The organism is Parabacteroides sp. AM58-2XD (assembly GCF_003463685.1).
GTDB classification, from domain to species: domain Bacteria; phylum Bacteroidota; class Bacteroidia; order Bacteroidales; family Tannerellaceae; genus Parabacteroides; species Parabacteroides segnis.
Genome location: NZ_QSDP01000140.1, coordinates 1 through 13,052 on the forward strand (window position 1 = coordinate 1; position 13,052 = coordinate 13,052).

General features: G+C 42.7%; 17 protein-coding genes. 8 read left to right on the forward strand and 9 right to left on the reverse strand.

Annotated features, from left to right (window positions below; translation table 11 throughout):
* Window positions 1–117 precede the first annotated feature (117 nt).
* From DXA15_RS22765 to DXA15_RS22785, 5 genes are all read right to left on the reverse strand, one after another.
* A complete protein-coding gene (locus DXA15_RS22765) occupies window positions 118–348 on the reverse strand; it encodes an NVEALA domain-containing protein (RefSeq protein WP_128135545.1) in 231 nt (76 codons plus the stop codon).
* A 266-nt stretch (window positions 349–614) separates the two neighbouring features.
* Complete coding sequence (locus DXA15_RS22770) at window positions 615–848, reverse strand: NVEALA domain-containing protein (protein ID WP_128135546.1); 234 nt, start codon at window positions 846–848, stop codon at window positions 615–617.
* 111 nt (window positions 849–959) lie between these two features.
* Complete coding sequence (locus DXA15_RS22775) at window positions 960–1,841, reverse strand: DUF1573 domain-containing protein (RefSeq protein WP_128135547.1); 882 nt, start codon at window positions 1,839–1,841, stop codon at window positions 960–962.
* A gap of 8 nt (window positions 1,842–1,849) precedes the next feature.
* Window positions 1,850–2,908: a BF3164 family lipoprotein gene (locus tag DXA15_RS22780; protein ID WP_128135548.1), complete on the reverse strand. Its 1,059-nt coding sequence runs from the start codon at window positions 2,906–2,908 to the stop codon at window positions 1,850–1,852.
* Window positions 2,909–2,911: 3 nt separating this feature from the next.
* Window positions 2,912–3,145: an NVEALA domain-containing protein gene (locus DXA15_RS22785; protein ID WP_128135549.1), complete on the reverse strand. Its 234-nt coding sequence runs from the start codon at window positions 3,143–3,145 to the stop codon at window positions 2,912–2,914.
* A 200-nt stretch (window positions 3,146–3,345) separates the two neighbouring features.
* On the opposite strand from DXA15_RS22785, the gene DXA15_RS22790 reads away from it, so the two are divergent.
* Window positions 3,346–4,644, forward strand: a complete 1,299-nt coding sequence (locus DXA15_RS22790) for a hypothetical protein (RefSeq protein WP_128135550.1) — start codon at window positions 3,346–3,348, stop codon at window positions 4,642–4,644.
* A gap of 171 nt (window positions 4,645–4,815) precedes the next feature.
* Here DXA15_RS22790 and DXA15_RS22795 read toward each other — a convergent pair whose 3' ends face one another.
* Window positions 4,816–5,700 (reverse strand): Rpn family recombination-promoting nuclease/putative transposase, encoded by an 885-nt coding sequence (locus DXA15_RS22795; RefSeq protein ID WP_128135551.1) that lies wholly within the window; start codon window positions 5,698–5,700, stop codon window positions 4,816–4,818.
* Window positions 5,701–5,981: 281 nt separating this feature from the next.
* On the opposite strand from DXA15_RS22795, the gene DXA15_RS22800 reads away from it, so the two are divergent.
* From DXA15_RS22800 to DXA15_RS27285, 7 genes are all read left to right on the forward strand, one after another.
* Complete coding sequence (locus DXA15_RS22800) at window positions 5,982–6,587, forward strand: DUF4373 domain-containing protein (RefSeq protein ID WP_128135552.1); 606 nt, start codon at window positions 5,982–5,984, stop codon at window positions 6,585–6,587.
* Entirely contained in the window at window positions 6,499–7,113 is a 615-nt protein-coding gene (locus tag DXA15_RS22805) for a DUF6633 family protein (protein ID WP_233567555.1), read from the forward strand. The genes DXA15_RS22800 and DXA15_RS22805 overlap by 89 nt, the downstream gene beginning before the upstream one ends.
* Window positions 7,106–7,333 (forward strand): DUF4248 domain-containing protein, encoded by a 228-nt coding sequence (locus DXA15_RS22810; protein ID WP_128135553.1) that lies wholly within the window; start codon window positions 7,106–7,108, stop codon window positions 7,331–7,333. Before DXA15_RS22805 ends, DXA15_RS22810 begins: the two co-directional genes overlap by 8 nt.
* A gap of 188 nt (window positions 7,334–7,521) precedes the next feature.
* Window positions 7,522–7,971 carry an N-acetylmuramoyl-L-alanine amidase gene (locus DXA15_RS22815; RefSeq protein WP_128135554.1) on the forward strand — a complete coding sequence of 150 codons (450 nt, stop codon included), beginning with the start codon at window positions 7,522–7,524 and terminating at the stop codon, window positions 7,969–7,971.
* On the forward strand, window positions 7,958–8,191 hold the full coding sequence (locus DXA15_RS22820) for a hypothetical protein (protein ID WP_128135555.1): 234 nt from the start codon (window positions 7,958–7,960) through the stop codon (window positions 8,189–8,191). Before DXA15_RS22815 ends, DXA15_RS22820 begins: the two co-directional genes overlap by 14 nt.
* Window positions 8,175–8,315: a hypothetical protein gene (locus DXA15_RS27280; RefSeq protein WP_233567556.1), complete on the forward strand. Its 141-nt coding sequence runs from the start codon at window positions 8,175–8,177 to the stop codon at window positions 8,313–8,315. The genes DXA15_RS22820 and DXA15_RS27280 overlap by 17 nt, the downstream gene beginning before the upstream one ends.
* A 26-nt stretch (window positions 8,316–8,341) precedes the next feature.
* Window positions 8,342–8,629: a hypothetical protein gene (locus tag DXA15_RS27285; protein ID WP_233567557.1), complete on the forward strand. Its 288-nt coding sequence runs from the start codon at window positions 8,342–8,344 to the stop codon at window positions 8,627–8,629.
* On the opposite strand, the gene DXA15_RS25355 is transcribed toward DXA15_RS27285, so the two are convergent.
* From DXA15_RS25355 to DXA15_RS22835, 3 genes are all read right to left on the reverse strand, one after another.
* The gene (locus DXA15_RS25355) at window positions 8,616–8,783 is read right to left on the reverse strand and encodes a hypothetical protein (protein ID WP_158579702.1); all 168 of its coding nucleotides are present in this window, start codon (window positions 8,781–8,783) and stop codon (window positions 8,616–8,618) included. The genes DXA15_RS27285 and DXA15_RS25355 overlap by 14 nt on opposite strands.
* 345 nt (window positions 8,784–9,128) lie before the next feature.
* Window positions 9,129–10,235: a Wzz/FepE/Etk N-terminal domain-containing protein gene (locus DXA15_RS22830; RefSeq protein WP_128135556.1), complete on the reverse strand. Its 1,107-nt coding sequence runs from the start codon at window positions 10,233–10,235 to the stop codon at window positions 9,129–9,131.
* 35 nt (window positions 10,236–10,270) lie between these two features.
* Entirely contained in the window at window positions 10,271–12,667 is a 2,397-nt protein-coding gene (locus DXA15_RS22835) for an SLBB domain-containing protein (protein WP_128135557.1), read from the reverse strand.
* Window positions 12,668–13,052: the final 385 nt, after the last annotated feature.

Genomic DNA, 13,052 nt, shown 5'->3' on the forward strand with positions numbered 1-13,052 from the left:
GAATAGGATAATTGCTGAGATGTTATTGATTTTCATATATGTTATATTAATGCTAAGAGGAGTTACAATAAACTCCCCTTAGAAATTGAAGTAATAATAATTTTATCGGGATAATTATTATTTGTATCCAGGTATAATAGTATGACCTAAATCATCATTGATTTCGTAGCACGTTGCAGTTGATATAATGCAAGGTACTCCTACTTCGATTTCGTATTTAGCTAGTGCTTCCACATTAGCTAATGTTAAGCCTGACAGTTCCACCTCGTTTTGACTCTGGCTGAAATTCCAGCTTGCAGCAGTAGCAGCTACAGCTGCGATAACTGCGATTCCAAATAATTTTCTCATATTTGTAATTATTAAATTATTTATTTTATCCCTTATTTAACCAGGCTATTTTCTATCTTTGTCTACTGTTGTTCGGATTAAGATAGTCGAATGACACCCGTATCATTCTGGTGGTGACTAACTATTGATTTTGATACACCTCCTTTCTTTTTTAGGGGAGCATTAGGGGAGTTTACCATAAAGTTTCTCAGGCTATCAGGTAGCCCCCCTTTTGTTTCATTATAACTCACTCTCTGATTAAACGCAATATTTGTATGTCTAATAGATTATATTTCAATATAATCATAGAGTGTATAGGTTTGCCCTCCTTCAGTATAGCTGCAGGTTGCACCAATCATAGGAACACACATGCTACTTGAACCTTCATTATTTGCTAAAGCCTCAATATTTGCTAAGGCTAAATCCGAAAATTCCATTTCATTTTTGCTCTGGTTGAAATTCCAGCTGGTTGCAACAGCCATAGCAGCGATGAGAACTGCCCCTAAGATTTTTTTCTTCATGATCTTAATCTTTTATTGGATTATAAATAAGTTAATTTTCTATCTGTGTCTACTGTTATAGAGTTTGCCTGTACATTCTTGATGGGGTACAGTAAATTTTTATTTGTTCGATCACTGAACATTCCCCTTTATCTTTACTTTGACAGGTTGATTGTTAATACTATTGTACTTGATCGTAACGACTTCATCGAAGAAACCTGTATCCTTCGGTGTCATTTTAATTCCTACCCGAAGGGGTTCTCCAGGTTTCGCAGGTCGTTTGTCGTATGTGGCTGCTGTGCAGCCGCAGGTGGTACTTACGTCCACTATCACAAGGGGATTGTCCCCGGTGTTTTTTATTTCTATGGTTGTCTCTTTTACTTCCGATTTGTCGAAAGTACCGAAGTCGATTTCTATCTTTGTTGTTTCGGCTGTTGTTTTAGGTATATTTTTGTTCGGACTGTCCTTACCTGTAATCTGTTTCAGATACAGTTCTTTCACAGCCGTGTTATGTACCGGATTTCCTAATACAGCAACTTTATTGTCCTTATCCAACAAGAATGTCTGGAAAGTTATGTCTGCCGGGAATTTGTTCAGTTTGTTTAGTCGATCGTCTATATCAATACAGATAGGACGATCGAATGCGTCTCGTTTCAGGAGGTAACGTATTTCTTTGGCGTCTTTAGGATGCATGAAGAAGAGGAAAGGAACTTTTCTTTGTGTTACTGAATCAGTGTATTCGATCAGTTCCTTCCATTTATGAAGTTGCAGTTTGCAACTGGTGCAACCGATAGAGTCTACATATATTAATACCTTATATTCAGATTGTGGGATTAGGAAATCCGTAGTATCTTTCAGATAGCGTGTGAAGGTCAGGTTTTCAGGAAATTGTATTTGTTTCCCTTGCCATTCAGTGACCAGATGCGCAATCTTATTTTCCTTCTCTTTCTGTTCGTTGTGGCAGGAGAAGAAGGTGGTTGCTATTAATAATATGTAAAGATAAAAGGCTTTCATATCGTTTGCTAAATCTTAAATTCTATAATCGGATCATCGCTTTTCGCCTCGGTGGCAACGATCGTGTTTGTTTCTTCGTTGATATCTATACTGTTGATACGACGATCCAATTCGTACCTACGTACCGGATTACCTTCCAGATCGAATACATAGATATACTTTGCCCCATTTTCAGGTTCTTTTCCTTGCTTGATAGCAGCAATTTTGTCGTCGAACTTAATGCCTTGAAAAACAGCGTAGATGTATTTGCTAGTCACCTTTATATCGCTAAACCCCATAATTCCGGTGGGAACGCCTGTGCCGTCTTTTGCCGTTTTGTATTGCGGTTCACCTGCGGGACCATAAAGGACTTTATGAGTGTTATCTTTCAGATTGAAGATTTCAAATACTTCCCCCAGTTGGGTAGCTATTGCCAGGATACCGTTGTCGGGATTGTAATCCATAAAACTTCTCCATGCCTGAGCGAGTGCCGGACGAACGGTGTTTTCATCGATCGTTTCGCCTGGGATTTCCCCGAAACTTTTGACCGGCTTACCATTGTTGCCGACTTCCCAATACCTGAACTCTCCCATGTAATCCGGAATGAAAAACCCTGATTCCATCGTATGAAAGTCCAGTGAACGTACTAATTTCTTATCCAGCTTGATCTCTTCGACGCGCTCCGCTGAGCCGGTAGCCGGAGATATTTTCCAACGTGTAATCTCCATTTTATTGGCGTCGATCGCCCATAAAGAGTCTAAGGAGTTGAATTGGATATTTTCAGCAGAAAGCATTTCTTCCGGTCCTTCCCCGCGTTTGCCGAAGGAGGCGAGATGCTTCCATCCGGGATAGGTAAAAGCATGCAGGAAATGATCCATATTGTGCAGGTCCATCACCACGGCAATACTATCCCTGACCGCTACCCGGAATGGGTAACGGAGCAGGACAGTATCCAGGTCTGCGACCTGTGCCTTGATCGCCTTTGTTTCCGGAAAGTCAGCGTACCGGGGGAAAGGGATTTGCTGATTTCCGGAACAGGCGGCAAGGGTACTAATACCTATTAATAATATGGAGGGGAGAATTTTCATGTATTAATCTAAACTGAAACCACTGTATTTTACTTCTACTTTATCTCCATAGCAATCAACTTCACCATAATTAAAACATACATAATTCTCATGGCTTCCTTCACCATTTCCAGCTAGTGCCTCAATATTGTCAAATGCCAGATCGTTTATTAAACTTTTCTGTGAAGCGGTGTGGCAATAATACCAGGCACCTAATAGTGACGAAAGGACAAGTCCCGTTTTGATAATGTTTTTCATATAAGCTTATTTTAGAATGTTTTTATTACATTTGCCATTGTATAGACTTTATTTATTCTCTTCTCTGGGAGCAAATGTAGTTATAATTCATAAATGAAAAATAGGCTGTAGAGGCTTAGAGGGAATCATGTTTGTAACTTGTTGATACATAATGCGGATGTCGGAGAAATATCAATAATATCGGTAAATTGTAAGAAAAGATGAATGTGAAATTAGTCAAAACACTAGCATTTATATTTGTTTGTACAGGAATCATTTCTTTTTTTGTATTCTGGTTCATGAATGTTTACGAGAAACAAAATAAGAAATTGCATACTACTGCTTCTATTTTATTTATAGATGCGATACAGCAAGATGCAAGCCAGGCAATCAAAAGGTTTAAAGGGTTTCATGATCCTTTAAATTCTCCGAACGATATTTCGGGAGATGAAAAAATAGCACAGTGTATTCAGGATTACAGAATCACTCATGATCCGAGCCGTCATATACTGGACAGCCTTTTCCAAAGCCTGTTGAAAGAACAGGGGATACCTGTGAAAGTCGCGATCCGCTGTATATGGAAAGGAAAAGTAATTGATACTTCTGCTGATAGTTCCTTATATAAGGATGCTACACTTTTAAAATCTATTGTTTACAGGCTGAGCGAGAAGAAAAATGATGCCATAACACTTCAGGCTTATGCCGATTTTCCTGTTGGTATGATATTAGGGCGGATGGGATGGTTTTGGTGTATTTCTTTTTTGATTCTGGTCGGTTTGGTTGGCGGCGGTTGGTATTTTAATAGGCAGAATTTGATCAAACGGCAACAATCTAAATCAATTGAACGGTTACAGGCAGAATTGGTTGAATTGAAGGTTCGAAAACAAGAAATAGAAAAGATTAATAAGCAACAAGTTGAATCGATTGAACAAAAACAAGCAGAATTGATCAAGTTGGAAACCAAGCAGAGAAATACAGAGAAAGTTAATAAACAGCAGTCCGAATCGATTGAACAGTTGCAAGCAGAATTGGTCGAATTGAATGATCAAAAACAGGAAACAGATGCGATTAATAAGCAACAAGCGGAATTGATCGGACAAAAACAATTTGAATTAGAGAAGTTATTAAAGTGGATAGTCCCTTTATCATCAAATGAAAAAATAATCTGGATCGAATTGCCTTGTGGTTTCTATTTTTCGAAGAAGTATGGAGTTTTACGCAATGCAAATGGGATGGCTATTCAGTTAAAAAACAATTCTTTAAGTTTGTTTCGGCACTTTGTTGAAGTGGAAGATCATATGTTGACATATAAATATATTTGTACAGATGTTTTGGAACGGTTTGTTAAAGATGAGATAGGAGACTCAGACAGGGATTGTGTATCTGCCGCTATCAAACGTTTGAGGGAAGATGTAGAACCGTTCTCCTGCATTGAATTTAAGTCAATAAGGAAAACCGGTTATCAGATGACTTTCTCCAACTATCAAAATGACACTACCCAACCGGGTAAATCGGATTAATATACCGGGTAAAATAAAATACCCTACCGGGTAATATTTTTTAACGTATCAAAGCGATTTTCAAAATCGCTATTCACTATCAAAATGGCAATTTGGGATTTTGTATGTATTGCTATAAAAATCCCGGCGAGAAGAGCTCCCCGGGAATATGTTTTATGCCGTGTCAGGTCTTTAGAGCTGTTCTATTTCTTCTATCGACAAACCGGTAGATCGTGCAATAATGAGAGGGTCGACTCCGTTCTGCTTCAGGTTTATAGCTATAAGTCGTTGTTGCTCTGCTTTCCCTTCCGCTTTCCCTTCCGCTATTCCTTCGGCCCGGCCTTCAATCCATCCGGTCTTGATCACACTGCGTTGATAACGTATAGCTTCCATATCTGCATAATATTGTCGTCTGTCTTTCTCGTCTAACTGGTCTATCCGCAATCGTTCGCGTGCTTCTTGTAAACCGTGAACCGTACTGTTTTTATCGATCTCGCCGGTTTTCAGGAAAGCAATCCATTCGTCCAAAGGCGTTTTAGCCTGTTGGTTAAAACCGTCTACTCGTAATACGTAATATTCAGGGAAAATATCTCCGGCTTCGTGTCGTACAAACTGTTCACGTTGGCGTACGGACAACTGAAGAATGTCATTGTAATGGATTCCTTTAAAGCTGGTACGACCATGATAGACATAGTCTTTGCCTTGCCCTAATTCAAAATAAACGATGTTGATTGAATATACTTTACGAATAACACCATATTCCTGGCCTTCGTTGATATAATCGGTAATGGCTTTGGATGCTCCGTATAACATACGATGGAAATAATCCAGTTCACGGTTGTTCTGTACCTCAATGATGATGAGTTCCCCTTTGCTGTCTTCTGCCAGCATATCTACCCGGTTGAACTTATCATCGACACTATCCTTGTTGCTTTCGCTTTCCAGCATTTTGACAATACGTATTTCTTGCCCAAGTAAAGTGGACAAAAAGCCTTCCAACACAACAAAGTTTGATTTATTACGTAAAAGGCGCTTTACGGCCCAATCGAAACGGACCAAAGCAGAATCATTTTTCATAGTTGTTCATATTTAAATTGTTACGATACAAAGATATGTTTTTTTTTCATCTAAAAGCATATTATCCCGATTTTTACCGGAAAAATAGGTTTTAAAAATATATTTTCCTATGTTTACCGCATAAAGAGTCTAAGGGTTGAATTTTAAACGGGAGTTTGGAGTTCAACTTTTACTGTTTTTGTACACGCCAAAGACTTTTATTGTAAATCACTTCCTTTCTTTCGCACCGGATTTGTTAACCGTTGGTGCTTCAGGTAATCAACATTTTAAAAATTAAAATTATGGCTAGACCATTAAAAAAAGGACTGGGCTATTTTCCGCTGGATACGGACCTGTATTCGGACAGGAAAATACAACGCCTGCTCCGAAAGTACGGGTGTAAGGGCATCTGTATTTATTTAGCGATCCTTTGTGAAATTTACCGGGAGAAGGGGTATTATATTTCTTACGACAGTGATTTCTGTTTCGATATCTCTGTTATCCTGGGGTTGGACGAGGCCACGGTTAGTGAGGCGGTCCTTTATTGTATAGATCTTCAGTTGTTCGACAGGGAACTGCTGGTATACCGGCAGGTACTTTCTTCGCTGGCGATACAGAGACGCTTCCGGGAGATCAGTAAAAGACTCGGAATAAAGATCGATCCGGATCTCGAAATACCGGATAATTGGGCGAATGAAGGGGTTATTGTTGCAGAAACCCCGGTTATTGCAACAGAAACTCCGGTTTCTGTAACGAAAACCCCGGAAAATGGAAATGGAAATCAAAATGTAAATCAATCTACACAATATGGAAAATCAAATGAAACTCGATTTTCAGACGATAACGGAGAAGCTGCCCGACGGGAAGAACTCCTCCGCATGGCTGAAGAAGCAACAAGATGTTGCTGATATGACGGCTCGTTACGGGAATGCGGAGAAATTCCTGAATACGTTTAAACCGGATATGCAGGTAATGGCCGCCCGTTATACCGAGCGTGCTTATTTCGGTACGGCTCCCATGCTGGAAACGGTTTGCCTGGGGTATGGCGAGTTGGTGGTCATGGTGTTTATATGCGCTCTGCTGGAAGATATTAACTTGTTCGTCGGGGTGAAAGAGAAAATGCCGGTCAACCGCCAGCGCGAGTTGTCGCGTCTGGTGTTGGCGGAATATCCTTATCTGAAGGTGACGGAATTGCTGTTGTTTTTCCATCGGCTGAAATGTGGGCGTTACGGCCGTTTTTACGGGATGGTGGATGCGTTGACTGTCACCAGTGCGCTGATGCAGTTTATGGGCGAACGCCTGGCGGAGACAAACCGTTATAAGGCGGCACGAAAGAAGGAGGAGAAACCGGAGAATGTGTCGTCCGGCGGTATCACTTACGAGGAATATTTGCAACTGAAAGAAAAACAACAAAAACAAAACAATCATGGATAAGAGCAAGGTATGGGGGCATACGGAACTGGCTCGGTTGTATTTCCCGGGTATTTTACCGAAATCGGCTTCTGCACAGTTGTCGTTGTGGATCAGACGGGATGAAGAGTTGCTGGATGATCTGAAGAAAGCGGGTTACCGCAAGGGACAGCGTATGTTTACGCCGCGCCAGGTGGAGATCCTGGTGGATCATCTGGGCGATCCTGAGACCTGGAATATTTGATAATAAATAAACGAAGCGGGACGGTGAACGTGTTCGGGTTCAATCCTTGTCTCTTTACCTGAATACTCAGGTTCCCGGTAAAATCTGTTTTATTCCCTCTTATTCCCTGCTATTCCCATTTAAACCGATTCCATACTTTCCCCTTCCTGTACATTTGCTTTCATATTAACGATAAACAGAATTGAATCATGAGAAAAATTAATCTGATTGTTTTGCATTGTTCGGCTACCCGTGAGACGATGGAGTATACGCCGGAGCAGCTGGAACGTGACCATAAGGCGCGTGGTTTCTTTTCGGCCGGTTATAATTATTATATCCGCCGTTCGGGTGAGGTCGTGCCGATGCGTCCGCCGGAGCAGATTCCGGCACATGTGAGAGGGTATAACGCGTTCAGCCTGGGGATTTGTTACGAAGGTGGGCTGGATGCCGGCGGGCATCCGAAAGATACGCGTACGGAGAGGCAGAAATTGTCTATCAGGGGATTGCTGTTGCTGCTGCTGGTGCAGTATCCGGGATGCCGGATCTGCGGGCACCGTGATTTGTCGCCCGACCAGAATGGCGACGGGAAGATCACGCGGGATGAATGGTTGAAAGAGTGTCCTTGTTTTGATGCGGAGGAGGAGTATGGGATATTGTAAAAGAAGGGGTTGGCCGCTTAGTTGCCAGTTATGGGTGGCGGTTTTGTTGTCGCTGGCAGGTGTTGTATTGTTGTTTATGGGGTTTTGGTGTAGTCCGGCAGGGGAGATACATAACTCGGTGTTGGTGGGGTTCGGTGAGGTGTCGACGTTTTCAGGGGCGTTATTCGGGGTGGATTATAGTTATAAATATAAGATCAGAAGGGATGAGAAAGAAGGATAAGGGGATGGTGTTGTGTTTATGTATCATGTTGGCAGGCAGTGGCTGTAAGACGGGGAGGCGGGTGGCTACCGACCGGACGTCGGGGAAAGGGATTCGTTGGTTGCAGAACGGTGTGATAGTTTGAGGGCGGAGCATTTATGGAAGTCTGATATGCAAACGGTGCTCCGGTGGGAAGAGGTGTCGCTTTCCGCACCCGACAGCAATGGCAGGCAGTATGTAGGGCAAATAAGGCGTGCTGTCGCGGACTGCCGGCAGGTATCTGTCAGTCAGGATACCCTGCTCTCACTTTCGCGGCAGGAAAGCCGCCGACTGCGGGAAACTGTGGCTACGGAGCAGAAAGAAAGCGGCTGGTCGCTGGGGCGCTTGCCGGTTTGGTGGGTGCTGGGTGGGGGAGGGGTATTGTTATTGGGAGTTTGGTTTGTGTTTAGAAATAATTGAACCTACTTTTCCCTTGATGGAAAAGTAGGCAAAAGATCAAGGCTACACCTGCTTCGCTACTGCGCATCCTCCGTTCGCTGTCGTCTGTGAACTCGCTTCGCTCAAACAGCACAGCCTCCGGACGCTCTCTGCGGCTGCTTCGTTTAACGCTCATCAGCTGAGGCCTTTCATAGAACGCTTTGCGTTCTTCTGGGATTGCCGATACCGGCTGTTGAAAAAGAGAGGATCTGTTATATTATATAAGTGTCTGTCTCGGCCATCCTAGGAGGAAGCACAGCTTCCTTGGAAAGGCCTAAGCGGGTGAACGTCCGCGTAGGTGAAAGACGGAACGGTAAAGAAAATCCGTTGTTTGAGCGTAGCGAGTTTCGGATTTTCGAGTGGAGTCTTTCACCGAAGCAGTGAAGTCGGTTGAGCCTTGATCTTTGGTTACTTTCTTATCAAGAGAAAAGTAACATTCACTTCTGATAAAAACTGAACTCTATATAAATGCCCCAACTAATCATTCAACCTCTAACACCTCAGTTTCCTCTTTGGGTTTGAAAAGGTCTTCGATAAACAGATAACCGATTCCGCCGAATATGGCAAGGAATACAAACCCGATCAGGATTAGCGGCTTCTTGGGAGAGGCTGCTTTTAAAGGAACTGTGGCAGGTTGTATTATTGTATACACCGGTGTTTGTTCTTGTACCCGGAGTTTATCCTGTTCCAGTTTCTGGGCCAGCGTATTGTAAACATTGAAGGTTAATGTCATTTCATTCTTTAAACGTTCCTGTTCTGTACGGTAGCTGGCTGAGATGATATTCTTGTTTGCATCTTCAAAGGCCGCATAAGCACGTTGTGCTTTATAGTAGGACTCACGGGCTTCGCTGAATACTTTCTCTGTGAATTCAAGGTCTTGCTTTACCTTCTGGGTACGGTAATTTGTGATGTATCCCTGAAGTTTTTCCAATACAATTTGAGTGATATTCGCCGAGATCAACGGGTCCTGCATCTGAACGGAGACTGTGATTACCGATGTCTTTTTATCCACAGAAGCGGAGATGCGTTGTTGTAACGCATTTATGACATCTGCCTGTTTCTTTGTCAACCTGAAAGAAGTCAATTCTCCACTACTTACCGGTTCTTCTTTTGAGAACAAACCTTTCACAACACCCAACAGCTTAAACGGAGCCTGTACCACATAACTCCACCACGCACTTTTCTGGTGATCATCCATATAATCATATAAGGATGCAGAATAATCCCCTTCCTCATTTGTTACCTGTACGGGGAATAACTCCAGTAAAAAAGGAATACTGCTGACTACATCCGGATACAGGTCCGGAGAAATGGCATCCGCTCCTGAAGTACTGTTCAGGTTAATCCCTGCCATAGCAGCCAATCCACCCAGGTTTCCCATCTTTTTGGATGGGTCGGATGTTTCGGGTGCCAGTTTTACGGTTGTACTATATTCTTTCGGTATGCTGAAAGCTACGACAAGACCGACAACAACTGCAATTCCGCAACATTTAAAAAGGAACTTGCGTTCACTCCATAGACGTTTAGCCAGTTCGATCAAGTCTATCTCCTGTGCATTATCTATATCAGGAGCGTTCATTTGAATCATATCCACTTTGTTAATTGAAAATTAAAGATTGAAAATTATTTCAGCGTGTTGATGATAGAGGTGACCATGGCTGCCATCGAAGTGGTTGAACTGGCTATGCTCAGAACTTCTGCCAGGCTGGTTTTACGATCACGTTGTGTCTTAGTCGGAACGACGATTTCGCATCCCGGTTCTACCTTCGGATAACGTTTGAAGAAGATAAAGCATTTTTTCGTTGTAGCAACCTTACCATTCATATAGATTACGATTGGATATTTACGAGCGATATCATTGTATCCTCCGGCTTGTGAAAGGCAATTTCCTACAGACATTCCTTTGGTATAAGTCACACTGTTCGGATAGGTAACGGCTCCATTTATCTTAACTGTACTTTGTAATTGAGGAATATAAAGTTCATCTCCGTCACGCAATACCACATCGTGGGCACTTCCCGGATTAGCCAATGCTTTTTCCAAATCGATGCCGACTGAATAATTTTTGATATTTTCCAGTGATAAAGCCACCGAGTCACGGCTTTGCTTATTAGAACTCAGTTGCAGCAGAGTTTCCAGGCGGCGCATCTCATCTTCTGTCAACTGGCGTTTCAGGCTTGCTCCTTTTACATAGGCATCAGGGGTTATCCCTCCGGCTTTGGCTATGATATTACTCAGACGGGAGTTCTTTTCTGCCAGTACGTAATCACCGGAGAAAGTAATTTCACCATCAACCTTTACCACTTGCTGTTCCTGATATCCCGGTGAGAAACGCACATACACCTCATCGAAAGGTTCAAGGGTAAAGACTGAATTGCTGTTTTTTCCATCAACGGATATCAGTCCTAAATTGTCATTCAACTCAAAGTTGAACACTTCTGCCGTACGATTACTGTTTTCGTAAGTTTTTGTATCTTTAATTCTTCTGGCTACTTCCACATTGACCGTTGCTGCCGATTCCTTCAAACCTCCGGCCATCATAATGGCATCTTCCACCGTCAGATTGTTTCGGTAAGGTAGGACTGTGTCCACATAATTCACTGCTCCACTTATTTTGATCGTATAAGGCTCGCGAAGATCAAACAGGGATGGAATGTTTAATATGTCTTCCGGTTTGAGTTCTATATCCGGAGACGTACCATTCAGGATTCCACGGATATCTACGGCTATAACTGTTGTTGTGAAATCCGGATTCAAACGGGTAATCTGGGCACGACCGGTAAATTCATCACCTTTCAGGCCAGCTGCTTGGTTGATCAATCCTTTTACGGTATGTACAGTCCCATTCAATTCATATTCTCCCGGACGCCAGACTGCACCTGTCACTATCAGACGGTTTTCGTAAAAAGGAATTACAGAGTCTACCAACAAAGAGTCGCCATCCATCATCGCAAAGGTCGGATATTTATCTTCCGTAACAGTCGCTATTTGATAACGGCTATCGGCTTTTCGCTTAATACAGACATCTTTTTTGTAGGCATCTCCGGTAAAACCTCCGGCCATGTTCAACAGTTGTTGTAAAGTTTCCCCTTTTTTCATTTCGAAAATGCGGTTACGTTTTACTTTTCCACGAACCACAGCCAGCTGGTCGTAAGGAGAAACGATCACCATATCATTCTCTTCCAAACGGATATTCGTATTGTATTTGCCATTCAGGAGATAATCATATACATCTAATTTTGCAACTTCCTTACTGTTGCGGTATACTTTGATTCCGCGAAGCGAACCGATCTCATTCACTCCACCTGCCGCATACAAAGCATTAAACAGAGTGGCAAAAGAGGGTAGGGTATAGGTTCCCGGAGCAACGACTTCACCTACAATATTGACTTTGATGCTGCGTATCTGACTTAGACTAACTGATACGAATGTATTGGCTCCATCGGTATTTCCCGATAGGGTAGACATGATCCGTCCCAATTCCTGTCGGATACGGTTTTCGGCAGTTTCGATAGTCAGTCCGCTGACAGATACCGGGCCTAGGTTAGGGATAAGAATTGTTCCTTCGGGAGAAACCTTCAGTTTCAGATTCAATTCCGAATCTCCCCAGACATTGATCAGCAATTCATCTCCGGCAGATAAAACATATCCTTTGGGAGTCGGTACATTCAGATCCGGCTCAAAGGAGAGGTTCTTGTTTGAAAATATTTCGCGACCGAACACGGTTCCACTCAGATCTCCTGTCGGACGATTGGTTTCCCGCTGGGCATCCAGAGGAGGTATTTCCTTTCCATCCGGAACCGTGACCGTACGATCTGTAACTACCGCATCCGAGGCTGTACGCGTAGCCTGTTCTGTCCCGGATTGCCCCATCCGCTTATTCATCTCCCGACGGATCTGGTCATCCGTCATACCCGCGGCTTTTGCCTTGTCAATCAAATCCTGAGGTACCTGTGCCGACAATGGAACCGCCAACCACAGTAATCCCCCCAATAATACATTTCTGATTACGATATTCATATTATTATTTGTTTTGTTGTTATTTCGATTTTAGAAAAAATTGAGCGATCCCGTTCCCGTGCTTGACACGGGATCGCAAAGGGACAGACCGTATCGACTTTCAACGAGGCTCGCCTCGTGCCGCAGGCTCTTTTTTGCCGTTGGTTTCAACCAACGGTTTTAAATACAGGAGGCAAAGCCTCTTCTTCTGTGGGATTTATCCCCTTTCATAATATAATATCCGGAAAGGGGTTGAAACCCACAGAGGAATCCGGTAAAACCGGAATGTTTATCTATCCGTCAGTTGAAACTCAATGTCATCAATTTAAGAAAAAATACCCTTAAAACGAAAAAAGCCATTGGAAATATCAAAGAAAGAATTACTTTAAAGTTACCACACAACAAG

Coding starts and splice junctions, on each gene's coding strand:
- DXA15_RS25355 (WP_158579702.1), bottom strand. CDS start 8,783: ATGAGCGTTAAACGAAGCAGCCGCAGAGAGCGTCCGGAGGCTGTGCTG.
- DXA15_RS27280 (WP_233567556.1), top strand. CDS start 8,175: ATGAGAAAGAAGGATAAGGGGATGGTGTTGTGTTTATGTATCATGTTG.
- DXA15_RS22805 (WP_233567555.1), top strand. CDS start 6,499: ATGAAACTCGATTTTCAGACGATAACGGAGAAGCTGCCCGACGGGAAG.
- DXA15_RS22770 (WP_128135546.1), bottom strand. CDS start 848: ATGAAGAAAAAAATCTTAGGGGCAGTTCTCATCGCTGCTATGGCTGTT.
- DXA15_RS22830 (WP_128135556.1), bottom strand. CDS start 10,235: ATGATTCAAATGAACGCTCCTGATATAGATAATGCACAGGAGATAGAC.
- DXA15_RS22800 (WP_128135552.1), top strand. CDS start 5,982: ATGGCTAGACCATTAAAAAAAGGACTGGGCTATTTTCCGCTGGATACG.
- DXA15_RS22810 (WP_128135553.1), top strand. CDS start 7,106: ATGGATAAGAGCAAGGTATGGGGGCATACGGAACTGGCTCGGTTGTAT.
- DXA15_RS22780 (WP_128135548.1), bottom strand. CDS start 2,908: ATGAAAATTCTCCCCTCCATATTATTAATAGGTATTAGTACCCTTGCC.
- DXA15_RS22835 (WP_128135557.1), bottom strand. CDS start 12,667: ATGAATATCGTAATCAGAAATGTATTATTGGGGGGATTACTGTGGTTG.
- DXA15_RS22795 (WP_128135551.1), bottom strand. CDS start 5,700: ATGAAAAATGATTCTGCTTTGGTCCGTTTCGATTGGGCCGTAAAGCGC.
- DXA15_RS27285 (WP_233567557.1), top strand. CDS start 8,342: ATGCAAACGGTGCTCCGGTGGGAAGAGGTGTCGCTTTCCGCACCCGAC.
- DXA15_RS22785 (WP_128135549.1), bottom strand. CDS start 3,145: ATGAAAAACATTATCAAAACGGGACTTGTCCTTTCGTCACTATTAGGT.
- DXA15_RS22815 (WP_128135554.1), top strand. CDS start 7,522: ATGAGAAAAATTAATCTGATTGTTTTGCATTGTTCGGCTACCCGTGAG.
- DXA15_RS22790 (WP_128135550.1), top strand. CDS start 3,346: ATGAATGTGAAATTAGTCAAAACACTAGCATTTATATTTGTTTGTACA.
- DXA15_RS22775 (WP_128135547.1), bottom strand. CDS start 1,841: ATGAAAGCCTTTTATCTTTACATATTATTAATAGCAACCACCTTCTTC.
- DXA15_RS22765 (WP_128135545.1), bottom strand. CDS start 348: ATGAGAAAATTATTTGGAATCGCAGTTATCGCAGCTGTAGCTGCTACT.
- DXA15_RS22820 (WP_128135555.1), top strand. CDS start 7,958: ATGGGATATTGTAAAAGAAGGGGTTGGCCGCTTAGTTGCCAGTTATGG.